This window comes from Pseudofrankia asymbiotica, from assembly GCF_001983105.1.
Classification (GTDB): Bacteria; Actinomycetota; Actinomycetes; order Frankiales; family Frankiaceae; genus Pseudofrankia; species Pseudofrankia asymbiotica.
The window spans coordinates 1-23976 of record NZ_MOMC01000114.1; the positions used below are offsets into that span (position 1 = coordinate 1).

Genomic DNA, 23976 nt, shown 5'->3' on the forward strand with positions numbered 1-23976 from the left:
GACCTCGTGCTACGGGTCGTCGTTGGGCTGACGATCGTCGCGCACGGCTATAACCACATCTTCGGGCCGGGAGGCATCCAGGGCACCGCGGGTTGGTTCGCGAGCATGGGGCTGCGACCCGGCATCGTGCACGCCTGGGCGAGCGGCCTGATCGAGCTGGCCGCGGGCGCGGGTCTGGCTGTCGGGTTGTTCACGCCGTTCAGCGCGGGCGCGATCATCGGCATCATGGTCGTCGCCGGGATGACGGCGCACCGCAGGAACGGTTTCTTCATCTTCAAGCCGGGCCAGGGCTACGAGTACGTCCTGATGATCGCGGTGGTCTGCCTGGCCATCGCGACGTTCGGCCCGGGGTACGCCTCGCTGGATCACGCGTTCACGATCGATGACAACCTCGACGGCTGGCTTGGCGGCCTGATCGCCCTCGTGCTGGGTGTGGTCGGCTCCGCCGGCCTGCTGGTCACCGCCTGGCGCCCGGACCCCCCGAAGCCCGCGGGCGGGCAGTGACGTGCGTCGTACGGTCATGTCCGGGGCGTCCATGCGCACCTGGGCAACGGGATCGCCGGCCATGTGCTGTTGGAGGGCGTGACCGAGGAGCAGAAGAAGACCTGGCTGCCGAAGATCGCCTCGGGGGAGTGGGCCGCGTCGTTCGCGCTGACCGAGCAGGGCGCCGGCTCCGACTGGATCACCGCGCTACCAGCCGGCCCTGCTCGGCGGCCAGCACCACCGAACGCGGCGGCAGGAAGCGGTCGCCGTTTCGCCGCGCGAGGTCCCAGGCGCGGGCCACGAAACCGGCGGGCCCCGTGCCTGTCGGCCCCTCGTACCCGTTGATGTACTGCGCCGTCCCATCGGTCCAGGCGGGAAAGCCGATGCCCAGGAGCGAGCCGACGTTGGCGTCGAGCACAGATCGAAGCGCACCCTCGTCGAAGCACCTCACGGTCTCGATCGCCTCGGCGAACAGCATGCGTTCCTTACGAGGGCGACTGACCCATCGCGCGGACCTGTGGGGGAGTGGCGCGCGGCGGCCCGCGAGACGCTTGCCCGGCCGGGCGGCGTGGCCTTACCCCGCCGGGCGGYGTGGCGCGGGCGGGTGTGGGCGGCTGGCGAGGCCGAGGGCGCGTGTCCAGATCTTGTTGACCGTGTCGATCAGAGTCTCCTCGTCGTAGTCGGCACCGTCGTGGGACCAGGCGATGGCGACGCGCTCGACCATGAAGGTCAGCGCGTGCGCGGTGTGCACCGGGTCCAGGTCGGGGTAGGCCAGCCCGGCGGCCTGCCAGGACCGGACGGCGGCGACGACCCGGCCCTGGAAGTGAGCCGCGATCTGGTCCCACTCGTCGCGTAGCCGCTGATCGCCCTCGCGGGCCTGGTAGAGCACGCTGAGCAGGCGCGCGTTGCGGCGGAACGCCTGCAGGGAGACCCGGTTCACCTCTTCCAGCCGGCACACCGRGTCGACCTGGCCGCTGACGTGGTCCTGGTCGATCGCCGTGATCTCGGCGATCACCTCCTGCATCACGTCGTGAAACAGGTCGTGCTTGGAGCGGTAGTAGTTGTACAGCGTGCCGGAGGCCAGGTTCGCCTCGGCCGTGATGTCGGACAGCCGGGCGGTGTAGAAGCCGTCCCGCTCGAACACCACCCGCGCGGCGGCGAGCAGCCTCTTCGGCGTCTGTTCCCGGCGTGGGTCGTTCCTCGTGCGGGCCCGCGGGACCAGCGCGCCCTCTGCCGCGGGAACCGCGCTCTCCCCGTGGATCTGCCCAGGACGGGCCACCACGTACCTCCCCTGCCGTGGTCCGGGCGCCTCGCGCCACCGCGGACCGGCGTCCGTCGTCCGRCGGACTCGGCGGCTCCGGCTCGGATGCTACCCACCTGGGCGTTGAAAAAAAAGGTTGATGTCAGCCTCATTCTTATTTACTGTCCCGACTGGCCTGGATCACACCCCCCGCCGAGCGGGCGGGCGCGGAGAGGAACTACAGATGCAGCGATTAGCTGTCCGGTTGGGAGCGGGCCTCCTGGCCGCGGCCTGCCTGACCGTCGGGCTGGCCGCATGTGGCGGAGGCGACGACGGAGCGCCGAGCGCGCCCAGTCCACCGGGCGGGAGCGCCGCGACCGGCAGCCCGATCAGGATCGGCTTGTTCGACCCGTCGGAAGGGCCCCTGGCCTCACCAGGTGTCGGTACCGGGGCGGCAGCCGGCGTCGAGTACGTCAACAAGGAACTCGGAGGCATCAAGGGGCACCCGATCAAGCTGGTCGACTGCGCGGTCGACGGCACTCCTGAGTCGACGATCTCCTGCGCCAACCAGTTCGTCTCGGAGCGCGTGGTCGCCGCCCTCGATGGCTACAACCTCACGTCGAGCGCCGCGCTACCGATTCTCACATCCGCCAAGATCCCGCTCGTCGGCATGATCCCGTTCGACTCGGTCACCGGTTCCTCGCMTGACAACCGGGTCTTCTTCGCCGCTCCGCAGGCCGCGTTCCTCATCGGCGCGCTGCAGGCCTTCCACGCGGAGAACAAGGACACGGCCACGCTGGTCCTGGTCGACACCCCGTCGTCGCATCAGACGATCGACCTGGTGCTCAAGCCGGTCGGCGCGGCCCTCGGCGTCGACGTGACCGGTGTGTACTACTCCGCGACGAGCCCGAACTTCAACGCGGTCGCCTCGACCATCGTGTCCTCCAAGCCCAAGGTCGGCGGCCTGATCGCGTCACCCAACGACGCGTCCTGCACCCGGCTGCTGCAGGCGCTGCGCCAGCAGGGTTTCGACGGCACGGCCCTGCTCGCCGCGTGCACCGGCTTCATCAAGAACGCGCCGAAGGACGCCGCGAACTCGGCGATCTACTCGTCCAACTGGCTGCCGACCGCGGCCAGCTACGCCCCTGCCTCCGCCCAGGCGGAGCTGAAGACCGCCGGCAGGTACATCGACGCGCGGAAGGGAACGGCGGAYTACTTCGCCTACGGGACGTTCTCGCTGTTCACCAACGTCGCCAGAGGACTCGCGACCAGCTCCGCGGCCGAACTGACCGGCGCGGGCGCCCTCGACACCCTCAAGGCGCTGGACAGGTTCCCCAGCTTCCTCGGCCCCGAGGTCAGCTGCGGCAAGAAGACCTCGCCCAACTGCACCACCCAGATGCTGCTGTTCAACGTGCAGCCGGACGGCACGACCAAGCCCGCCACCGGCGGCTTCATCACCGCCCTGCCCGAGATTCTCAAGAACATCCCGGGCGCGAGCTGACCCACTCGTCGGCGGCCCGGCCCGGCCCCGGCCGGGCCGCCGGCACCGAATCCGACCTCCGTCCCAGCAGGTGGGTGCTGATGGCTCAGTTTCTGCAGTTCGTGTTCCTCGGCCTGTCGGCCGGCGCGGTCTACGCGGTGCTCGCGTCCTCGCTGGTCGCCGTCCACATGGCGACCGGGGTCGTCAACTTCGCCCAGGGTTCCACCGCGCTGTGGGCGGTCTGGACGGTGGCCGCGCTACGTACCGACGGAACGCTCGTCCTGCCGGTCGGCAGCGTCTCGCTCGGGCCGGAGCCCCTGGCCGCGGCACCGTCGGTCGCGATCGGGGTGGCCACGGCGGTGGCCTGGGCACTGCTGGCGCACCTGCTCATGTTCCGGCCGCTGCGCCGGGCCCCCTCGCTGGCCCAGGTCGTCGCGTCCGTCGGGCTGATGATCTTCCTGCAGGCGCTCGTCACCCTGCGGTTCGACATCACGATTTCCATGGCCCAGCCGATCCTGCCGGCCAGCGACGTGACGCTCGCCGGCGCGCACGTCGACGTCAGCGACCTGATCCTCGCCGGCACGGCGATCGTGATCGCCGTGGCGCTCTGGGCGTACTTCCGGTTCACCCGGCCGGGGATCGCCACCCGGGCCGCGGCCGAGGACGAACGCGCGGCCCGGCTGACCGGGCTGGCGCCAGACCGCCTGGCCGCCGTGGTCTGGGCGCTCACCGGCGCGCTGTCCGGGCTGGTCGCCGTGCTGGCGGCGCCGACGGTCGGCCTTGATCCCACCACCTACACGTTCTACGTGGTGCCAGCGCTCGCCGCCGCGCTGCTCGGTCGGCTGGTCTCGGTCGGGCTGGCCTGCGCGGCCGGCCTGGTTCTCGGCTCGTTCCAGTCCGTCATCCTCTGGGGGAGCTCGAAGACCTGGTGGCCCGGCTGGGCGCAGGCCGGCCTTGGGGACGCGGTGCCGTTCGTCGTCGTGATCGTCGCGCTGTTCCTGCTCGGTGGGCGGATCCCGGCGCGCGGCGACGCGGCCGAGACCCGGCTGCCCGCCGTGACGATCCCTCGGCCGCGCCTCGTGCCGGCCGCCCTGCTGATCGGCGCCGCGACGGCCGCGACCCTGCTGACCTCGGGCATCTGGCGCTTCGCGGTCGTGACCTCGGCCATTCTCGCGTTGCTGGCGCTGTCGCAGGTGCTGCTGACCGGCTACCTCGGCCAGATCTCGCTGGCCACGATGGCGTTCGCCGGCACCGCCGGATTCGCGCTGTCGAAACTGACCGTGAGCGCGCACGTGCCGTTCCCGCTGTCGATCCTGCTCGCGGCCCTGCTGGCGACCGCCCTCGGCGTCGTCGTGGGCATCCCGGCGCTGCGGGTCCGCGGCGCCCAGTTGGCGGTCGTCACCCTCGCGGCCGGGATAGCGGTGCAGAGCTTCGTCTTCAGCAACCCGGCGCTGACCCCGTTCGAGGGCAACCGGATCCGCGACCCCTCCCTGTTCGGGTGGAGCCTCGCCGTACGCAGCGGCACCACCCTCACCACGGCCCGGTTCGCGCTGACCGTGCTGGTGATCGTGACGATCCTGACGCTGGCCGTGGCGCGGCTGATGAGCGGGCGCACCGGCCAGGGCTTCCTGGCCGTGCGGTCCAACGAACGGGCGGCGGCGGCGGCCGGCATCAACGTCGCCGCCACCAAGCTGCTCGGCTTCGGCCTGTCCGCCTTCCTGGGCGGGACAGGCGGGTGCCTGATCGGGTACAGCCGTGGCCAGCTGTCCGACGGGTCGTTCACCGTGCTGGCCGGCCTGACCCTGCTGGCCATGGCATACGTCGGTGGCATCACCAGCGTCGGCGGCGCCGTCGTCGCCGGGCTGATCGGCCCGCTCGGGGTGCTCCACACCTTTCTCACCCGCACCCTCGACGTCGGCGACTACTACCAGCTGATCGCCGCCGGCGGCCTGCTGCTGACCGTGGTTCTCAACCCACGCGGCATCGCGGGCGCCACCGGGGGCCAGCTACGGGTCGTGCTCGCCCGGTACCGGCCCGGCCGGCGAGGGCGGGCACCTTCCGGCCCACCACCGCCGGTCGAGGCCGCCGACGTCGCGACCACCCCGGAGCCCAGCCATGCCAACTGACGAGCTGTTCGCCACCCACGCGTTGACCGTGCGCTACGGCGGCGTGCTGGCCAACGACGACGTCTGCCTGACCGCGGCCTGCGGCGAGATCGTGGGACTGATCGGCTCGAACGGCGCCGGCAAGACCACGTTCGTCGACGCCGTCAGCGGGTTCACCCGCTCGGACGGCGCGGTGAGTCTCGCCGGCCGCCGCCTCGACGGCGAGCCGCCGCACCGGCGCCGCGCCGCGGGCCTCGCCCGTACCTGGCAGGCGGGGGAGCTGTTCGCCGACCTCACCGTGGCACAGAACCTGTCGGTCGCGGTCCACCGGCCCGGCTGGCGCACGGCGCTCGGCGACGTGTTCGGCGCCCGGCGCCCTCCGGACGCCGCAGGCGACGTCGAGCGGGCCCTGGCGGTGCTGGGCCTCGCCGACGCCGCCGGCCGGCTGCCGGGGGAGCTGACGCTCGGGCAGCAGAAGCTCGTCGGCGTCGCCCGTGCCCTCGTCGGCGGCACGACGATGCTGCTGCTCGACGAGCCGGCCGCCGGGCTGGACACCCGGGAGAGCGCCGAGTTCGGCGGCGAGCTGCGCCGGATCGCGGACACCGGGCTCGGCGTGCTGCTCATCGACCACGACATGACGCTCGTGCTGGACGTCTGCGATCGCGTCTACGTCATGGACTTCGGCGCGGTGATCACGTCGGGGCCGCCGGAGCGGATCCGTGACGACCCCGCCGTCCTGGCCGCCTATCTCGGAAGCGCGGTGGCCCAGTGACCGACCAGCCCGCGACGACCGGGCCGGCGGCCACCGTGACGACCGAGCGCCGGCCCGCTCTGGAGATCACCGGACTGACCGCCGGCTACAACGGCGTGCCGGCCGTCCGTGACCTGTCGATCAGCGTCGCCGAGGGCGAGGTACTGGCGCTGCTCGGGCCGAACGGCGCGGGCAAGACCACCACCCTGCTCGCCGCGGTCGGGCTGCTGCCGGCGATGCGCGGCGGTGTCGTGGCGCTCGGCACGCCGGTGCGCGGCCGCCGGGTCGAGAAGATCGCCCGCGCGGGCGTGAGCCTCGTACCGGACAACCGCGGCGTCTTCCAGCGGCTCACGGTCGCCGAGAACCTGCGCCTCGCCAGCGGGCGCCGCGCCCGCGCCGACCTCGCGGGCACCCTCGACCTGTTTCCCCAGCTGCGCCCGCTGCTGGGACGGCGGTGCGGGCTGCTCTCGGGGGGCGAGCAGCAGATGGTCGCCCTGGCCAAGGCACTCCTCCCGCGACCGCGCGTGCTCCTCATCGACGAGATGAGCCTCGGGCTCGCGCCGATCGTGGTGCAGGGCCTGCTGCCGGCCGTCCGTTCGCTCGCCGACGAGCGGCGCATGGCGGTGGTGCTCGTCGAGCAGCACCTGGACATCGCCCTGTCGATCGCCGACCGGGCGGTGGTGCTGCACCACGGCCAGGTCGCGCTCGCCGGCCCGGCCGCCCAGCTGCGCGAACGCCGTGACCTCATGGAAGCCGCCTACTTCGGCCGCCTGTGAGGGGCACCGCGGACCTCCGGTCACCCGCCGACTCCCCGTCCGTCCCTCGAGCCGATGTCCAGCCCTTCCCCCGTCCCATCCGCGCAGGGAGTGCACCGTGACGCTGTCAGCCGACCCGGCGGCCGCGAAACTCGCCGAGCTCACCGATGATCTGACGCTGCCCCTCGTGCTACGCCGCAACGCGGTGGAGTTCGGCGACCTACCGGCGCTCACGGCCGGCGACACGACGTTGACCTGGTCCGAGCTGCGCGCCGAGGCCGCCGCCGCGGCGCGTGCCCTGCGCTGGCTCGGCCTGCGCGCCGGCGAGCGAATGATGATCATGATGTCGAGTCGGGTCGAGCACTGGATCGTCGACCTCGGCGCGACGCACCTGGCCGCGATCCCCTGCACCGCCTACCAGACCCTCAGCGTCGAGCAGATCGGCTACGTGGCGCGGCACTGCGACGCCTCCATCGTCGTTCTCGAGGGCGCCGACGAGGTACGGCGCTGGTTGCCGGTGCTCGACTCGCTCCCCGCGCTCCAGCGGGTGCTCGTCATCGACCCGGCGGCGATCCCGCCCGACGACACCCGCTTCCTCGCCTGGCCGGACGTGCTGGCCGCCGGCCGGCGCCGGCATGCCGAGGATCCGGCCGTCTTCGAGGAAGCCTGGCAGACCATCGCCCCGGACGACCCGCTGTGCCTGATCTACACGTCTGGCACCACCGGCGACCCCAAGGGGGTCGTACTGAGCCACCGCAACGCCTTCTACGAGGCGGCGGCCGTGGACCTGGCGGCGCCGGCGCCCATGCACGCCCGGTCGATCGCCTACCTGCCACTGGCGCACATCGGGGAGCGTGAGCTGGGCATCTACTGCGCCGCCTACAAGGCGCTGCACGTGTTGGTCTGTCCCGACCCCGCCCAGGTGGTGAGCGCCCTGGCCCAGACCCGGCCGCCGGCGTTCTTCGGGGTGCCGCGGGTGTGGGAGAAGCTGGCCGCCGGGTTGCGGACGCAGGTCGGCGCGCTGCCGGAGCCGCGCCGCGCCGCGATCATGCGAGCGCACTCGGTGGCCGCCGAGGCGTACCGGATCGAGGGTTCCGGCGGTCGCCTGCGCCCGGAACAGGCGGCGACCCTCGCCGAGGTCGAGCAGACGGTCCTGCGGCCGCTGCGCGCCCGCCTCGGCCTGGACGCCCTCCAACGGGCCAGCAGCGGCTCGGCGCCGATCCCGGTCGAGGTGCTCGACTACCTGGCCGGGTTCGGCATCCGCGTGCTCGAGGTCTGGGGCATGAGCGAGACCACCGGCTGCGCGACGGTGAACCGGCCGGACGCCTTCCGCGTCGGCGCCGTCGGCCAGGCCCTTCCGGGGGTCGACGTCCGGATCGCCGAGGACGGCGAGATCTTCGTCCGCGGCCCCGTCGTCTTCCTCGGTTACCTCGACGCCGAAGGCCGGATCGTGCCCGCGGTCGACGACGACGGCTGGCTCGCCACCGGCGACATCGGAACGTTCGACGACGACGGCTTTCTCACCATCACGGACCGCAAGAAGGAGATCCTGATCACCTCCAGCGGCAAGAACGTACCGCCAGCAAGATCGAAGGTCTGCTGCGCGCGCATCCGCTGGTGGCCCAGGCGATCGCCGTCGGCGACCGCCGGCCCTACCTCACCGCCCTGGTCGCGCTCGACGACGAGGCGACGCCGCGGTGGGCCCACGCGCACGGGCTGGCCGCCACGTCGATGGCGGACCTGGCCGCCGAGCCGGCGGTACGCGAGGAGATCGACCGGCTCGTCGGGTCGGTCAACGCGCGGCTCGCCCGCTCGGAACAGGTCAAGCGCCATGAGGTGCTGCCGCGGACCTGGTCGCCGGAGTCCGGTGAGCTCACCCCCACCCTGAAACTGCGCCGGCGGTTCATCCTGGACCGCTACGCCGACGAGATCGCCAGGCTGTACGACGAGCAGCCGGCTGGAGGAACTCGGTGAGAACAGCCGAACAGCGGGCGTTCGCCGAGGCGGTCGACGACTTCTGCGGCCGCCACGCCGGCACGCGTGAGCAGCGTGACCTGCTCAGCGACAACGGCGCCCGGGCGCACAACCACGAGCTCTACGCCGCCTGCGCCCGGCTCGGCTGGCTCGGCGCCGGGCTGCCGGAGGCCTACGGAGGCGTCGGCGGCGGGATGACGGAGACCGTCATCTTCGCCGAGCGGATCGCCTACGGGCTTGCCCCACTGGGCGGCTTCGTCACCACCATGGTCGCCGTCGGGCCCTACCTGACGTTCGGCGGTGACGAGCAGCGCAAGACCGTCGTGAGCGGGGCGGTGAACGGCGCGGTCGAGGCGATCTCGATGTCCGAGCCGGGCGCCGGGTCGGACGTCGCCGCCGTCCGCTGCCGGGCCGAGGCCGTGGCCGGCGGCTATGTGATCAACGGCCAGAAGACCTGGTGCTCCAACGCCCAGATCGCCGACCACATCCTGCTGGTGGCCCGCACCTCGTGGACCGTGGGGGAGCGGCACGCCGGGCTGACCATGTTCTGTGTCCCGGCCGGGACGGAGGGGCTCACCGTTCGCGACATCCCGACCATGGGTGGCAGGGACATCTGCGACCTCTTCTTCACGAACTGCTTCCTGCCGGCAGGCGCCGTCGTCGGCACGGTCGACCGTGCCTGGCCCCAGCTGATGGCCGGGCTCAACAGCGAGCGGCTGATCCTCGCCGCCACCATGCTCGGCCGGGCCAAGCGCACCTTCGACGACACCCTGGCGTACGTCACCGACCGCAGGCAGTTCGGCCGGCCGATCGGCTCGTTCCAGGCCCTGCGACACCGCCTCGCGGATCTCGCCACCGAGATCGCCTGCGCCGATCTGCTCGTCTACGACGTCGTGGCCAAGGTCGACGCCGAGCCCGCTCGGCAGCTTCCGCGCGAGGCGTCCATGGCCAAGCTCAAGGCCACCGAGACCGCCAAGAAGGTCGCGATCGAAGGCATGCAGATGATGGGCGGCTACGGCTACGCCACGGAGTTCGACATGGAGTCCCACCTGCGCGCCACCATCGTCTCCACCGTCTACGGCGGCACCAGTGAGATCCAGCGCGACATCATCGGCCACTCCTACGGCCTGTGACCCCACGGCCCGTGACCCCGCGGGGCGAGGAGCGGCCGGAGCCGCGGGACTCCGTGACCTGCGCCGTCGTCGGCCGCGGCTGAACCGGCCGCGACGTGTCGCGGGTGCGAAAGAGCGTATCGGGCGCCGTCGCCGCCGGGAAATCCTGTCGTTCCGCGCTGTCGAGAGCCTGCCGCCTCCCGATCTATTTGACGAAACAAACACCAAGCGGACGGACGCGTTTCCGGGCCGACTGGACATCTTGTTGAGATACGCAGATACGTGATATGTATCACGGTGTCATCACGCGCACGGTGCGGCTCACGAAGGAGTTCGGGACATGGTGGACCTGAGCAGGCGCAAGGTGTTGATCTCGGGTGGAGCCCTGGGCGCGCTCGGTGCGCTGGGTGCGGTCGCGCCGACGCAGGCGCGCGCCGCGGCGGCGGCCTGGACGTGGCCGGCCAGTGGCTCGGTGGCGGGTAGCGGCGCTGGCGCCGACCCGGCATGGGTGTGGGATGCCGAGGCCGATCCGGTGGTCGCCTCGTTGTTCGACCGCGGCCTGGTGCCCCAGGTCAACGAGCTGTTGTGGAACTGGACCCGCAACGACCAGCCGTTGCCGGCCGGCTTACCGGCGGATCTGCGGGACTTCATCGAGCACGCCCGTCAGCTGCCCTCGTGGGCGGACCGGGCCAAGCTGGAGACCGCCGCCCAGTTCAACAAGGCGCGGGGGCTGTATCTCAACCTGCTCAACGGCGTCGGCGGTGGCATGCTGAGCACCGCCATTCCCAAGGAGGCGCGCTCGGTCTACTACTCGGCGGGCGGCGCGAACATGGAGGACCGCGTCGCCAAGACGAGCATTCTGGGCTTCGCCGTCGGTGCGCTGAACGCGTACCGGCCGGACGGCAACTGCATCGTCAACGCGGTGAAGACCCGGCTGACGCACGCGGGTGTGCGCCACCTGCTGCCRCAGTCGCCCAACTGGTCCGGCCCCGTCCCGATCACCCAGGAGGACATCCTGGTGACCTGGCACACCCTGCCGACCTACGCGATGCGCAAGATGCTCGAGTGGAAGGTCCCGATGAGCGCGGCCGACTCCACCGCCTACCTGCACGTGTGGCAGGTGACCGCGCACCTGCTCGGCGTCCGGGACGAGTACATCCCCGCCACGTGGGACTCGGCCAACTCCCAGTCGGACCTGGTCCTGCCGCCGAACATGGGCCCGACACCCGAAGGCGTGGAACTGACCGACATCCTGCTCGGCCAGCTCGCCGAGCAGACGAGCCCGGGCGGCGTCGGCCGGCCCCTGGTCAACGCGCTGGCCCGGTTCCTGGTCAGCGAACAGGTGGCCGACTGGGACCAGATCCCCCATGAGCCGCTCTGGGAGGGGACGATCAAGACCGTATGGCCGGTTCTGGTGAAGGTCCGGGAGGGGCTCATCCCGCTGCCGCTGGTGCCGTCGATCGCCTGGACCATCGACGAGGCCCTGCGGCAGTACGTCCTGTTCTTCCTCACCAAGGGTCAGGAGACGAAGATCGTCATCCCCACGGGCAACCGTCCGAGCTGAGCCGGCGAGATGAGAGAGCCCATCGGGCGGCGCCGGTTCCTCGGGTACGTGCTCGCCGCGCCGACGTTGGTGACGGCGGCGGAGATCGGTCTGCGACCGTCGGTCGCGGCGGCGTCCTCGGCCGATGCCCAGCTGCCATCACCGAACATCACGAACATAGTCGACCTCAACGACCTGATGACCCTGGCGGCGACGCCGACCTCGGGTCTGATCGCGGTCGAGGTCGGCCAGGACGGCATGGTGTCGTTCGCATTGCCCAGGGCCGAGGTGGGACAGGGCATCACCACCTCGACAGCCATGCTGATCGCCGAGGAGCTCTCGGTGCCGCTGGAACGGGTGCGGATCACCCTGGCCGATGCCCGGCCGGAGCTGGTGTTCAACCAGCTCACCGGCGGGTCGAACACGACCTTCGCGACCTACACGCCGATCCGGGTCGCCGCCGCGATCGCCCGGCGTCGGCTGCTGGACGCGGCGGCGATCGCGCTTGGTTCCGCGGTCACGGACCTGTCCCTGCGCGCCGGCACGATCGTCAGCCGTTCCGGCCGGAGCATCGACATCGGCGCGCTGGCGGACAAGGCCGCGAGCACGCAGACCCAGCAGGTGTCCGTCGAGCTCGCGCCACGCGAGAGCTTCACCGTGATCGGCAAGCCGCACAGCCGGATCGACGCGCTGGACGCGGTCACCGGGCGCAAGAAGTTCGCGATGGACCTCGACGTGCCGGATGCGAAGCCGACGATGGTGTGCCGCCCGCCCACCATCAACGGCAAGGTCGGCTCGGTGGCCAACCTCACCGAGGTGCGCGCGATGGCGGGAGTCACCCATGTCGTCGTGATCTCGACCGGGGTGGCGGTGCGCGCGGAGACCTTCGGCCAGTGCATCGACGCGGTGCGGGCACTGCGTGTCACCTGGAAACCCGGCACCGCGGCAGGAAAGTCCGACGAGACCGTGCGTCAGGAGTTGGAGCGCGCGGAGCTGCCTCTCGGGCTCCCGCCGCTGACGCCGACCGTGGAAGGGAAGTTCACCTTCTACTTCCGCGGCAACAGTGCGTTGGAAACCAACTGCGCCGTCGCCGACGTCCGGGCCGACCGTGCCGAGATCTGGTCGGGGTTGAAGTCACCGATCGTCGCCCAGCAGACCATCGCCGCGAAGCTCGGCCTCCCGGCGTCCAGGGTCGCCGTGCACGTGGTCCAGGGCGGTGGTTCCTTTGGGCGCAAGCTGTTCTTCGACGCCGCGCTGGAAGCGGCCGAGGTGTCACAGAAGATCGGCAAACCGGTCAAGCTCATGTGGCACCGCGCCGACGACGCCCGCCAGGGCCGCGCCCACCCGATGGTCACCTCCCGGGTGCGGGTCTCCTACCTCGGCGGCACCGTGCTCGGCTACGAGCAGCGGCACACCAGCGTCGCCACCGACCTCGGCCATGGGATCGGCGAGATCATCACTGGCCTGGCCGCGCAGCTGCCGGTGGGCGACATCGGGTTCTCCGAGATCTTCTTCAAGCTCAGCCAGACGACGCCCTACGACTTCGGGGCGACCAGCCTGCTGCTGTCCGAGACCGACAAGGGCTTCAACACCGGCAGCATGCGCAATGTCTACTCGCCCGACGCCACCTGCGCCCGCGAGCTGATCGTCGACCAGGTCGCCGCGCGGATGCGCAGGGACCCCTACCAGTTCCGGCGCGACTTCCTGCACGACGACCGCTCCAGGGCGGTACTCGACAAGGTCGCCGAGGTAGGCCAGTGGGGTCGGCAGATGCCGGCCGGCACGGCCCAGGGCATCGCCTTCCACGCCGAGTACAAGTCCGTCAGTGCCGTGCTGGTGGAGATCGACTGCCGGCCGGCCACCGTCAACCGGCCCATCCGCGAGGGCGTCACCGGGCCGCGGGTCACCAGGGCCGTCTTCGCCGTGGACGTTGGTCTGGCCGTGAACCCGCGCGGTCTGGAAGCGCAGATGATGGGCGGCGTCTCCGACGGCATCGCACTGGCCCTGACCTCCAGCCTGCACCTGCGCGACGGGTACTTCCTGGAAGCCAGCTGGGACAACTACTTCTACACGCGGCAGTGGAACACGCCGCTCGAACTCCAGATCATCGTCATGCCCAGCACCTCCGAGCGGCCGGGCGGCGCGGGGGAGCTGGGCGTCGCGCCATCCATGGCGGCGGTGGCCTGCGCGTACGGCCGCGCGACCGGGACCATGCCCACCAGCTTCCCGATCAACCACGGCACGCTCTCCTTCGAGCCCAAACCGACCGTCCCGCCCGTTCCCCCGTCACCGACCGACGGTCTGAACTACGCCAGCTGAGAACCACGCCAGCTGAGAAGGGAGATGTCCGTGCCCGAGCGCACTTTCCGCGTCAACGGCAGGCAGGTCACGGTCGACGTCCCCGACGACGTGCGCCTGCTGTGGGTGCTACGCGACGTCCTCGGCATCACCGGCCCCAAGTACGGCTGCGGCATCAACGTCTGCAAGGCCTGCACGAGCCACCTCAACGGCAAGGCGGTCAACCCCTGCGCGATCCCCGTCAGGGACATCCAGCCGACCGACGAGGTCACCACCATCGAAGGACTGCCGGCCACGGTCGGCAAGGAGCTGCACCCCATGCAGCAGGCGTGGCTCGACCACGACGTCGTCCAGTGCGGCTACTGCCAGCCGGGCCAGATCATGGCGGCGGTGGCGCTGGTCCGCCGGGTCGCCGCCCAGGGGCGTGGGATCACGGACGACGACCTCGACGGCCTGCGCAACATGTGTCGCTGTGGCACCTACTTCCGCATCCGCGAAGCCATCAGGGCCGGCGCCGCGAACATGTGAGGTGGATCCGGCGGTCAGTCCTCGTCGCCCGCTGGTTTCAGCATGGGCACGAGAAACCGGCGGGCGACCGCGGCCAGCTGCTCGTCATCGTCGATGTCGACGACATGGCTGGGTATTACCAGAAAGGAAGCGGACAGCCGGACCATCAGCTCGGCCGCGAGCTCGGTATCCAGGTCGCTCGACACGGCACCCGCGCGCTGCTCACGACGTAGCTGACCGGCGAGGAACTGTCGTACGGTCGCGAGGGTCTGCCCACCGTCGCCGAGCATCGAGGCCATCAACAGGTCGGGTTCCGTGGCGATCAGACCACCGATCAGCGGGTTGCCCCTGACCGCGCGCAACGAGCTCACGAAACCGAGTACCAGGCGGTCGGCGACGGTCTCGGCCTGCCGGATGTCGACGAGGAACTGGTCGAAGTACCGGCGGAACTCGCGTCGCACCACATGTTCGACGAGCACGTCCTTCGTCGCGAACCGGCGGTAGACGGTGATCCGCGAAACCCCGGCCCGCCGCGCCACATCCTCCATGGTGGACCGCTTGATGCCCATCCGGCAGAACTGCTCATAAGCAGCGTCAAGAATCCGCGTTCGCGTCTCCTCTGTGTCGTCGACCCGTTCTACGGCGTCGGTGTACGCGCGTTGCAGTACCGATTCCAGGCCCGGCGTCATGAGCGCGGACAGCGAGGGTTCCATGGCCACATCCCGATTCTTCCTCAACGGCCTTCGTTGCGACAAATCTTGTGATGATCTAAACGCTATGGTTCAATGATACATGGACTCGGAATGTGTTTCATTGCATCGGGTCTCTCCGTCTCGCGTCGAACTCCTCGAGGAGGAACGGCAGCATGGAAAAGATCAGCAGGCGCAACGTTCTGGTGGTCGGTGGGGCGCTGGGCACACTCGGCGCCCTGAGCGTCGCGGCGCCCGTGCCGTGGACCTGGTCGGCCAAGGGGTCGGTGGCGGRCACGGGTGCCGGAGCCGACCCGCGGTGGGTCTGGGACCCGGAGGCCGACTCGCTGGTCGCATCGCTGCTCGACCGGGGTGACGTGCCGAGGGTCAACGAGTTACTGCGGACCTGGACGAAGAACGGACAACCCCTGCCGGCTGGCCTGCCGACAGATCTGAAGGACTTCATGGAGCAGGCGCGGCAGCTGCCGTCCTGGGCCGACCAGGGCAAGCTGGCGACCGCGTACCAGTTCAACGAGAAGCGAGGGCTCTACCTCGGGGTGCTGTACGGCCTGGCCAGCGGCATGATGAGCACGGTCATCCCGAAGGAGGCGCGCGCGGTCTACTACTCCAAGGGCGGCGCGGACATGAAGGACCRCATCTCCAAGACCGCCAAGCTCGGGTACGACATCGGGACCCGGAACTCCTTCGCCGCCGACGGCGAGATGATCGTGACGTGCGTGAAGACCCGACTGGTGCACGCGGCGGTGCGGCACCTGCTCCCACAGTCGCCGGAATGGGCGAACGCCGCGCCGGAGGACATCCCGATCAGCCAGGCCGACATCATGGTCACCTGGCACAGCCTGCCCACGACCGTCATGCAGAAGCTGACCGCGTGGAAGGTRCCCATTCCCGCCAACGAGTCCACGGCCTTCCTGCACTCGTGGCAGCTCGGCGCGCACATGCTCGGCGTCAAGGACGAGTACATCCCCGCGTCCTGGTCCGAGGCCAACTCCCAGKCCAAGCAGGTCCTGGACCCAATACTGGCCCCGACCCCGGAGGGCAAAATCCTGGCCGATGTCCTCCTCGGCCTCGGCACCACGATCGACGCCGGTATCCTCACCAAGCCCATTCTCGGCTCGTTCACACGGTTCCTGCTCGGCGACAAGATCGCTGGCTGGCTGGACATCCCTCGCGACCTGATCTGGGACACGCTCCTGAATGTGGCCTGGGGCCCCTTCATCGCCGTCCGGGAAGGCCTGCTGCCCCTCCCGCTGGCCCCGCAGGGCTACTGGCTCATCGACGAGTTCATCCGCAAGCTCGCCCTGCTGTTCCTCTCCGAGGGGCAGACGATCAGCATCGAGATCCCGCAGATCAACCGCCCGTCCTGACCCTCCTGACCCGTCGTGGAGCGGCCGGAGGGGTTCCCGACCTCCGCCGCCAGGGTTCCGGGTGCCGTCGCCGGACCTCGCCGATCGCGTGGCAGGGAGGGCACACGTGTCGGCCGATCACCTGGCCCATGCGAACCAGTCCTCCGCTCGATCTTGCCAACACCTGCGTCGGGTGGAAACGGGTGTCATCCGATCTGCGTCACCTGTGGGATACCCGGCCGTTCCTACCTGTGCTCGCGACGTAGTACCAGGCCCGCACCGGCCGCTGCGCCGATGCCCGGATACCGAAGGATGTCTGCTATGCCGAATCTGGGCACCACCGAGATCATCATCATCGCGGTCGTGGTCATGGTGCTCTTCGGGGCGAAGAAGCTGCCCGAGGCGTCGCGTTCTCTCGGCCGCTCGCTGCGGATCTTCAAGGCGGAGACGAAGGGCCTCCGCGAGGACGACACGCCGGCCCCGGAGCCGGCCCCGAAGCCGACCCCGGTCGCCGAGATCGCCCCGGCGCCGGCCGTCCCGACCGGCACCCGCTCGGTGAACGGCGCCGCCCCGGTCGAGGCGTCGAAGCAGAGCTGACGGGACGGATTCGTCCCGGAGCGCCGGGCTGTTCGGACCCGCTCGATGAACCATGCCGTTGGCGGCACCCGTGATACCGAGTACGCGACGTAAGTGCGCTTCCTTCCCGGGAGGTTGTCGCCGAACAGGTAGAACCTCGCCTTCGCGTGGCCACTTTCCCGGTCAGCGTCAGGCCGGGTCGTCGTAGAGCAGCACCTTGGTCTCGGTGAAATCCAGGATGCCCTCCTTGCCGCCTTCGCGGCCCACGCCGGACTGCTTGAACCCGCCGAAGGCGATGCTGGTGCTGCTGCGGAACCCGTTCTGCGAGACCGTGCCCGCGCGGATCTCGCCGGCGACGCGGGCATAGCGGTCGGTGTCCGACGTGAACACGGAGCCGTACAGGCCGTAGACCGTGTCGTTGGCGATGCGAATGGCCTCGTCCTCGCTGTCGGCCGGGATCACCGAGAGCACCGGTCCGAAGATCTCCTCCTGGGCGATGCGTGAGGAGTTGTCCACCCCGCCGAAGACCGTCGGCTCGACGAAGTAGCCGCGGGGCAGGTGCTCCGGCCGGCCGCCACCGGCGGCCAGTACGGCGCCGGACCGCCTGCCGATCTCGATGTAGCCGGCGACGCGCTCGAGCTGGGCGGCGGACGCGAGCGGGCCCATCTGGCTGCCTGTCTCGAGCGCACTGCCGACGGCGACCTGGCGGAACGTCTCGGCGATCGCCTCCAGCATCTCGTCGTGCCTGTCGCGCTGTACCACGATCCGGGTCAACGACAGGCACGCCTGGCCGGTCATGTTGATCTCGGACAGGGCAAGAGACCGGGCGGCGGCCTCGATGTCGGCGTCGTCCAGGACGACCGCGGCCGACTTGCCCCCGAGCTCGAGTGTCATCCGGCCGATCCGGCCGCCGACGATCGAGCCGATCCGGCGCCCGGCCGCGGTCGACCCGGTAAATGTGATCTTGTCGACCCGCGGGTCGGTCACCAGCAGTTCCGAGACCTCTCGGTCGGCCGTCAGCACGTTGAGCACGCCGTCCGGCAGGCCGACCTCCTCGGCGATCTCGGCCAGCAGGTAGGCCGACACCGGTGCCTCGGGCGACGCCTTCAGCACGACGGTGCACCCGGCGAGCAGGGCGGGAGCGAGCTTCATCGAGCCGGTCAGCATCGGCGAGTTCCAGGGGATGATCGCCCCGACCACCCCGGCCGGCGTGCGGGCCAGCAGTCCGTAGCCCCGCCCGTCCGACGTGGGATGGCGCTCGGTCCACTCGACGGAGTCGGCCAGGTCCGCGGCCTGCTCCCAGAATCGCGCGGCCGCGTTGCCGCCGCCCCGGCCGAGGCCGACCACGGTGCCGGTCTCGCGCGCCCAGCTGTCGGCGATGAGGTCGGAGCGCTCGCGGATGGCGTTCACGAACGCCCGCAGGTACGGGGCACGCTCGGCCGGGGTCATCCGGGGCCAGGGACCGGAGTCGAAGGCCGTTCGCGCGGCCACGACCGCCCGTGACACGTCCTCCGGACCGGCCGCGACGATATCGACGTACAAGCCCTCGTCGTTGGAGTCCGTGACCGCGAAGCTCGAACCGCCCGCCGACGGCGTCCAGGCACCGCCGATGAACAGACGATCAGGGTGCCGCACCGGGGAGGCAAGTGCCGACGTCATCTCTCACCCAATCCTCGTCCTGGGTCCGCGGAGGTACCGCTATATTGGACCTTACATGCAGGGACTCGTTCTAATGATGGTCCTTGCGTTCTGGTCCTTCGGCCGCGGGCGGGCGTGCCTGTGGCCGCTGTGGTGGCCGTCTCGGGTGGGCCCGTGGCGCGACACGAGATATGAAGACCAGCTCCCGTCAGAAGCGGTCGTAGCTCAGGACCAGTTCGAGCGGCCGACGCGCCGCCTTGGTGAACCGGTTCTCCCCGCGGATGCGGGCGACGGGCAACAGGCACGCCTGAGTCCAGCCGGCGGGGATGCCGAGGATGTCGGYCGCCTGCGCGTGGCRCATCAGGTGYAGGGTTGTCAGGCACGTGCCGTACCCCTGCGCGCGCAGGGCGAGCTGGAAGTTCCAGACGGCCGGATAGACGGACGCGTAGAGCGTGGCGCGGATCAGTTCGGCGTCGTTCGGCTCCGGCGGCAGGTAGGGGCGGACGCAGGGCACCACCAGTACCGGGACCTCGGCCAGGTGCTCGGCCAGATAGGCCGAGGAGGACAGGACGCGCCGGCGGGTCTCGTCGACGGGCGGTGGCGGTGACGTCTCGTCAGACCGCGCGGCGGCCCGGTCGCGCCGTTCCTGGAAGGCCTCCTGGTACAGGGCGGCCARCCTGCCGCGGATCTGGGGGTCGGTGACGACGATCCAGCGCCAGGACTGTTCGTTGGAACCGCTGGGAGCCTGCAGCGCCGTCCGCAGGCACTCTTCGATCTCCGCGTTGTCGACCGGTGCCTCGAGGTCCAGACGACGGCGAATCGACCGGGTCGTGGTGAGCAGCTCGTCGATGGTGAGGTCGTCGCTCATCGGCTCAGCCCTCGAGGACCAGCGGACGCAGATAGGGGATGTCCGTGCGATCGCGGGCGATGCCGACGCCACGGCGGTAGCGGCACAGGCGGTCCCGGATGGGCTGCCTGTCGATGAGCTCCTGGACGTGCGCGAGACCGAGCCTGCTATCAACTTCGTCCATCATAAGACAACCATAGAGCAGGTCCGCGCCCAGCGTTGAGGTGGCACCTCGGCCGTTCCTCCCGCGCTCCTAACCCTGTCGGGTCGCGGTGGATCTGGGCGGCCCGGCGGAGGTGAAGGCGGTGCCTGGCGGGTCGATCGCCCACGGCGCGGGCTCACCCCAGGAGTCGCCGAAGACCAGTTCCGGCATCGGACGGCGGCGCACCGGCCCCTGATGGCCGACCGGCCGTCCGAGGGTGATGGTGCCGGCGATGAACGTGGTGTCGGGCACGCCCAGCAACGCCCGTAGCTCCGCGTCGACGGTGAAGTTGAAGCCCGTGAACACGCCGCCGTAGCCCAGGGCCCGTGCCGCGAGCAGCAGGTTCTGACAGGCCGGGTAGACCGACGCGCCCTCGCTCGGCGTCGGATCGCGGTAGCGGACGAGGCACGGCAGGATCAGGACGGGCACCCGCTCGAAGGTGTCCACGAACTCCTGCATCGTCCGGGCCATCCGGGCCTTGGGCGAGTCGGCCACCGCCCCCGAGGCCTGCTCGTACTGGTCCGCGCTCCGCTTGCCGCCCCAGATGCGGCGGCCACCGGCGCCGATGAGCTCTTTGGCCGCCCGCGCGTTCGGGCCGTCGGTCAGCACGATGAACCGGAACGGCTGGCGATTGGATCCACTGGGCGCTCGGGTCGCGGCGAACAGGATCGCCCGCAGCGCCTCCTCCGGTACCGGCTCGTCGTGGTAGCGCCGGATGGCCCGAGTGGTCGTCAGCCCCTCCAGCAGGCCCACCGAGTCCGGCGGCAGCGGCACCCCGGACAGATCCTTCGCCCCGGACGGATCGCTCGCCGCGTCCAGTCGGTCAGGATGCATCAGTGTCAGGCAACCTCTCGCTCGTCGGACATCTGCCTGGCCCGCGGTCGCCCTGTGATCGCATCCGCGCGGTATCGAACCCTCGCGGTGTCGAACTCCCGGGGCGACGCAGACAAGGTACCCGCACTCATCGGGCGTGCACGGCCATCGCGATATGAGGCGCCATGCCGGGACGGTATATCCCGACGTCGAAATTTGTATTGGTCGCGACAGGCGATGGCGCCCTAATATCGATTCCCCAGTAGGCAACCGGTTCATCGAAGGATGCGGCTGCGCCCGCTCGACGACACCGAGCCGGTCGCCTTTGACGGGACCTTCACCTTCGTTCTCGCTCACGAGGACCCCGGAGTCGCCAACTGGCTTGACACCACCGGCCTTGGCGAGGGGGTGGGCTCCCGCGGTGGCAGGCGGCACCGCCAGGCGCGTCGATCGACCTGTAACCACGGATTTCGTTCCGCGCCGAGCGTGGTCCGCCCCGCGTCGGGGTAGCGTCGATCTTGTGGATGGTGGGCGGCTGCCGGATGTCGACTGTTTCTCGTGCCAGCGCAACGAGGTGGAGCCGGCCGAGCTTCCGCCGCGGGAGCGGATCCTGATCGGTGCGGGCTGGCGGGTGGCGCACGCGGTGACGGCGGCGATGCCTGGTTGGCTGGTCGTCGTCTCCCGCCGCCACGTGCTGTCGTGGGCGGAGCTCACGGCGGCCGAGGCCGCGGAGTTCGGACTGGTGACCTGGCGGCTGAGCCGGGCGCTCGCGGCGGCGCTCGGCGCCCAGAAGACCTACGTCGCCTGTTTCTGCGAGGCGAGCGGCTTCGAGCATCTGCACGTCCACATCGTCCCGCGCGCGCCGGACCTGCCCGCGCACGAGCGTGGGCCGGCCGTGTTCGGGTACCTGCGCGGCCCGGAGCACGACAGGGTGCCGACCGTGGAGATGGACCGCCTCGCCGCTCTGCTGACCGCCCATCTTCCCGAGGTCTGACCTGGCCCCGGCCGGCGTCAGGTCCGCAGCGAGGGGTCGTTCGGGCCTGGGATACCCATCGCCGGGTCCCACCACGCCGGGTAGATGGGCGTGAGCGCGGTCGCGGCGTCCAAGGCGGCGATCTCGTCGGCGCCGAGGTCGAGTTTGGCCGCGGCGAGGTTGTCGTCCAGCTGCTCCAGGGTGCTCGCGCCGACGATGACGGAGGTGACGCCTGGTCGCACCAGGACCCAGGCGAGCGCCACCTGGGCGAGGGACACCCCGCGCGCGGCGGCGATCCGGCCGGCCGCGTCGAGTGCGCGCGGGCCGAGGTCGGGCGCGACGGGCGGGAACGAGTGCACGCCGCGGCGTCCGCTTCCCGCGCCGTCGCGGTAGCGCCCGGTCAGGTACCCGCCCGCGAGCGGGCTCCACACGATCACGCCGACGTCGTCGGCCCGGCACTGGGGAATGAGCTCGTGCTCGGCCTCGCGTCCGACCAGCGAGTAGTAGAGCTGGGCGGCGCTGGGCGGGGTGCGGCCCAGGGCACGTTGACGGGCGACCGCGGCCGCCGTCTCCCAGGCGCGGAAGTTGCTGGTGCCGACGGCGCGGACGAGCCCACGTGCCACGAGGTCGTCGAGCGCGCGGAGCGTCTCCTCGAGGGGTGTCGCGCGGTCGGGCCGGTGGAGCAGGTAGAGGTCGATCCGATCGGTGCCGAGCCGGCGGAGACTGGCCTCGCAGGACGCGACCACGGCGTCGTACGCCAGCGCCCCCGGCTTCAGGGAGCCGAAGCCGACCTTGGTGGCGATCAGCACCTCGTCACGGCGGCGTCGCAGACAGGCCCCGAGAATCTCCTCTGACTGGCCGGAGGAGTAGACGTCCGCGGTGTCGATCATGTTGATACCCGCGTCGAGCGCCCGCTCGACCATGGCGTGGGCGTTGCGTTCGTCGACGGTCGTGATCGGCGGCATCGCCGAGCCGAACGTCATCGCGCCGAGCGACAGGATCGAGATGTCGAGCCCGCTCGCACCGAGGCGTCGCCGTTCCATCGTCGTGTGCTCCGTTCCTGACCGGGGCTGGTGAATGTCCTCGCGGATGTCTAGGACGACCGTCGCTCGGCGTAGAGCCGGGCCCACTCCCGCCGCGAGCGGATGGAGATGTCGACATCGGCGGCGACCGCCCTGCGGGCGCCCACGGTGGCGCTGCCCCGGGGGATCACGGCGAACGGGTCCCAGTTGAAGAACCGGCAGGCGTTCCGCCAGGTGATCTTGTCGATCTCGTCGTCAGTGGCGCCGGCGCCGACGAGTTCGGCGTGGACGAACTCGGGGGCGTTCGGCCAGATCGAGTCGGCGTGTGGGTGGTCGCACTCCCAGGCGATGTTGTCGATGCCGATCTCGTTGCGGAGTCTGAGTGAGGTCGGATCCGTGACGTAGCAGGCGAGCGAGTGCTCGCGGAAGACCTCGCTGGGCAGCTTGCCGCCGAAGTCACGGCGCAGCCAGCGCTGGTTGGTGTAGTGCCGGTCGCAGCGGTCCAGGTAGAACGGGATCCGGCCGATGCCGCCCTCGGAGAACGCGAACCGCAGGTCCGGGAAGGAGCGCATCGCGGGACCCCACAGCAGGTCCTGTGCCGCGAGCGAGGAGACCTGGCAGGCCAGGATGATGAGATTGTCGATCGGCGCGTCCGGCGCCATCCTGAGGGCGCCGAACCCCGTGCCGATGTGCAGGCACATGACCATGTCGTTGTCGGAGAGAGCCTGGAAGACCGAACCCCAGTACTCGATGTCGTGATAGCTGGGCAGGCCCTCCAGGTGCGGCAGCTCGGGCATGGTGACCGCCCGGCAGCCCTTGGCCGCGAGCCGGCGGATCCCGTCGACCATCAGCTGGGGATCCCAGGTCGGCAGCAGCGCTAGCGGGATGAACCGGCCGGGACAGGTGCCGGCCCACTCGTCGATGTGCCAGTCGTTGTAGGCCTGGATCATGACGACCGTCAGCGGGTCCTTGAAGTGGTTCAGGTGGCCGGCGCTGAACCCGGCGAACGTCGGGAAGCACATCGAGGCGAGGATGCCGTTGCGGTCCATGTCCCGGACCCGGTCGTGGATGTCGTAGACACCGGGGCGCATCCCGGCGAACCCGGCCGGGTCGCGGCCCCACTCCTCGGGCGGCCAGGACGCCACCGCGTTCAGGCCGCTGACGCCGGTCACCCGTCCCTGGTAGATCCACCGGTCGACACCGTTGTCGTCGGTCCGCACATGCGGCGCCTCATCGGCCCACCTGGCCGGCACGTGGCGGTCGAACATGTMGGGCGGCTCGACCACGTGGTCGTCGATGCTCACCAGGATCATGTCGTCGATGTTCATGTCAGTCCTCGACTGGTGCTCACGTGGCCGAACGCGACGTTCCAGGCCTGCGATGGTGGGGCTGCTGAGGACGGCTTTCCTGTCTGGTCCGGTCTGGTCGCACCGACGGGTCACGTCTTCCGACTACGTGTCGGTGCCCGCCGACCAGGTCTTCTCCTACGGCATGGCGCGTTTCCTCGACGGCATCGCCAGCGAGCTGGTCGTGGACGGGGCCGACGCGTCGGACCCGCCGGATCGTCGAGGCGGCGTGGGCGGCGTGGGCGGCGCGGGCGG

At 70.5% G+C, this 23976-nt stretch carries 22 protein-coding genes and 3 pseudogenes; 16 read left to right on the top strand and 9 right to left on the bottom strand.

The window, feature by feature from the left end; all coding sequences use genetic code 11:
• The coding region (locus BL253_RS36960) for a DoxX family protein (RefSeq protein ID WP_076822602.1) at positions 1-504 on the top strand (504 nt) is incomplete at its 5' end.
• A gap of 39 nt (positions 505-543) precedes the next feature.
• Positions 544-621: pseudogene (locus tag BL253_RS45995) on the top strand (hypothetical protein); the annotation flags it as partial.
• 61 nt (positions 622-682) lie between these two features.
• Here the strand turns inward: BL253_RS45995 and BL253_RS36970 are convergent.
• The gene (locus BL253_RS36970; protein ID WP_198946542.1) at positions 683-961 is read right to left on the bottom strand and encodes a hypothetical protein; all 279 of its coding nucleotides are present in this window, start codon (positions 959-961) and stop codon (positions 683-685) included.
• A gap of 96 nt (positions 962-1057) precedes the next feature.
• Positions 1058-1762 (bottom strand): TetR/AcrR family transcriptional regulator, encoded by a 705-nt coding sequence (locus BL253_RS36975; protein WP_241835484.1) that lies wholly within the window; start codon positions 1760-1762, stop codon positions 1058-1060.
• A gap of 205 nt (positions 1763-1967) precedes the next feature.
• Here BL253_RS36975 and BL253_RS36980 point away from each other — a divergent pair, with 205 nt between their 5' ends.
• From BL253_RS36980 to BL253_RS37020, 10 genes and pseudogenes are all read left to right on the top strand, one after another.
• Positions 1968-3224, top strand: a complete 1257-nt coding sequence (locus tag BL253_RS36980; protein WP_076822604.1) for an ABC transporter substrate-binding protein — start codon at positions 1968-1970, stop codon at positions 3222-3224.
• A gap of 80 nt (positions 3225-3304) precedes the next feature.
• Positions 3305-5329, top strand: a complete 2025-nt coding sequence (locus BL253_RS36985; protein WP_076822606.1) for an ABC transporter permease — start codon at positions 3305-3307, stop codon at positions 5327-5329.
• Positions 5319-6080 (top strand): ABC transporter ATP-binding protein, encoded by a 762-nt coding sequence (locus BL253_RS36990; protein WP_076822608.1) that lies wholly within the window; start codon positions 5319-5321, stop codon positions 6078-6080. Before BL253_RS36985 ends, BL253_RS36990 begins: the two co-directional genes overlap by 11 nt.
• Positions 6077-6835, top strand: coding sequence for an ABC transporter ATP-binding protein (locus BL253_RS36995; RefSeq protein WP_241835485.1), 759 nt, complete (start codon positions 6077-6079; stop codon positions 6833-6835). The genes BL253_RS36990 and BL253_RS36995 overlap by 4 nt, the downstream gene beginning before the upstream one ends.
• Before the next feature lie 184 nt (positions 6836-7019).
• Positions 7020-8234: pseudogene (locus BL253_RS37000) on the top strand (AMP-binding protein); the annotation flags it as partial.
• A 197-nt stretch (positions 8235-8431) separates the two neighbouring features.
• Positions 8432-8788, top strand: a complete 357-nt coding sequence (locus BL253_RS46000; protein ID WP_476644142.1) for a hypothetical protein — start codon at positions 8432-8434, stop codon at positions 8786-8788.
• Complete coding sequence (locus BL253_RS37005) at positions 8785-9921, top strand: acyl-CoA dehydrogenase family protein (protein WP_076822610.1); 1137 nt, start codon at positions 8785-8787, stop codon at positions 9919-9921. The genes BL253_RS46000 and BL253_RS37005 overlap by 4 nt, the downstream gene beginning before the upstream one ends.
• A gap of 319 nt (positions 9922-10240) precedes the next feature.
• Positions 10241-11464: an oxygenase MpaB family protein gene (locus BL253_RS37010; RefSeq protein WP_076822612.1), complete on the top strand. Its 1224-nt coding sequence runs from the start codon at positions 10241-10243 to the stop codon at positions 11462-11464.
• A gap of 9 nt (positions 11465-11473) precedes the next feature.
• Complete coding sequence (locus BL253_RS37015) at positions 11474-13762, top strand: molybdopterin cofactor-binding domain-containing protein (RefSeq protein ID WP_076822614.1); 2289 nt, start codon at positions 11474-11476, stop codon at positions 13760-13762.
• A gap of 30 nt (positions 13763-13792) precedes the next feature.
• Positions 13793-14269 carry a (2Fe-2S)-binding protein gene (locus BL253_RS37020; protein ID WP_076822637.1) on the top strand — a complete coding sequence of 159 codons (477 nt, stop codon included), beginning with the start codon at positions 13793-13795 and terminating at the stop codon, positions 14267-14269.
• Between the two features lie 14 nt (positions 14270-14283).
• Here the strand turns inward: BL253_RS37020 and BL253_RS37025 are convergent, their stop codons facing one another.
• Positions 14284-14961: a TetR/AcrR family transcriptional regulator gene (locus tag BL253_RS37025; protein WP_076822616.1), complete on the bottom strand. Its 678-nt coding sequence runs from the start codon at positions 14959-14961 to the stop codon at positions 14284-14286.
• A gap of 152 nt (positions 14962-15113) precedes the next feature.
• Between BL253_RS37025 and BL253_RS37030 the strand changes: the two genes are divergently transcribed.
• On the top strand, positions 15114-16325 hold the full coding sequence (locus BL253_RS37030; protein ID WP_076822618.1) for an oxygenase MpaB family protein: 1212 nt from the start codon (positions 15114-15116) through the stop codon (positions 16323-16325).
• A gap of 300 nt (positions 16326-16625) precedes the next feature.
• A complete protein-coding gene (tatA, locus tag BL253_RS37035) occupies positions 16626-16901 on the top strand; it encodes a Sec-independent protein translocase subunit TatA (RefSeq protein WP_076822619.1) in 276 nt (91 codons plus the stop codon).
• A gap of 168 nt (positions 16902-17069) precedes the next feature.
• Here tatA and BL253_RS37040 read toward each other — a convergent pair whose 3' ends face one another.
• The 4 genes from BL253_RS37040 to BL253_RS37050 form a co-directional block, all read right to left on the bottom strand.
• Positions 17070-18539, bottom strand: a complete 1470-nt coding sequence (locus BL253_RS37040; RefSeq protein WP_076822621.1) for an aldehyde dehydrogenase — start codon at positions 18537-18539, stop codon at positions 17070-17072.
• Positions 18540-18726: 187 nt separating this feature from the next.
• On the bottom strand, positions 18727-19386 hold the full coding sequence (locus BL253_RS37045) for a nitroreductase family protein (protein WP_076822623.1): 660 nt from the start codon (positions 19384-19386) through the stop codon (positions 18727-18729).
• Between the two features lie 4 nt (positions 19387-19390).
• Positions 19391-19549, bottom strand: coding sequence for a hypothetical protein (locus tag BL253_RS42655; RefSeq protein WP_158230499.1), 159 nt, complete (start codon positions 19547-19549; stop codon positions 19391-19393).
• 69 nt (positions 19550-19618) lie between these two features.
• A complete protein-coding gene (locus tag BL253_RS37050) occupies positions 19619-20401 on the bottom strand; it encodes a nitroreductase family protein (protein WP_081439067.1) in 783 nt (260 codons plus the stop codon).
• 499 nt (positions 20402-20900) lie between these two features.
• Between BL253_RS37050 and BL253_RS37055 the strand changes: the two genes are divergently transcribed.
• Positions 20901-21374, top strand: a complete 474-nt coding sequence (locus BL253_RS37055) for an HIT family protein (protein ID WP_076822625.1) — start codon at positions 20901-20903, stop codon at positions 21372-21374.
• Between the two features lie 17 nt (positions 21375-21391).
• Here the strand turns inward: BL253_RS37055 and BL253_RS37060 are convergent, their stop codons facing one another.
• Positions 21392-22396 (bottom strand): aldo/keto reductase, encoded by a 1005-nt coding sequence (locus tag BL253_RS37060; RefSeq protein WP_076822628.1) that lies wholly within the window; start codon positions 22394-22396, stop codon positions 21392-21394.
• Positions 22397-22446: 50 nt separating this feature from the next.
• Positions 22447-23703 (bottom strand): amidohydrolase family protein, encoded by a 1257-nt coding sequence (locus tag BL253_RS37065; RefSeq protein WP_076822630.1) that lies wholly within the window; start codon positions 23701-23703, stop codon positions 22447-22449.
• 52 nt (positions 23704-23755) lie between these two features.
• Between BL253_RS37065 and BL253_RS43225 the strand changes: the two are divergent.
• Positions 23756-23976, top strand: a pseudogene (locus BL253_RS43225) (hypothetical protein); the annotation flags it as partial.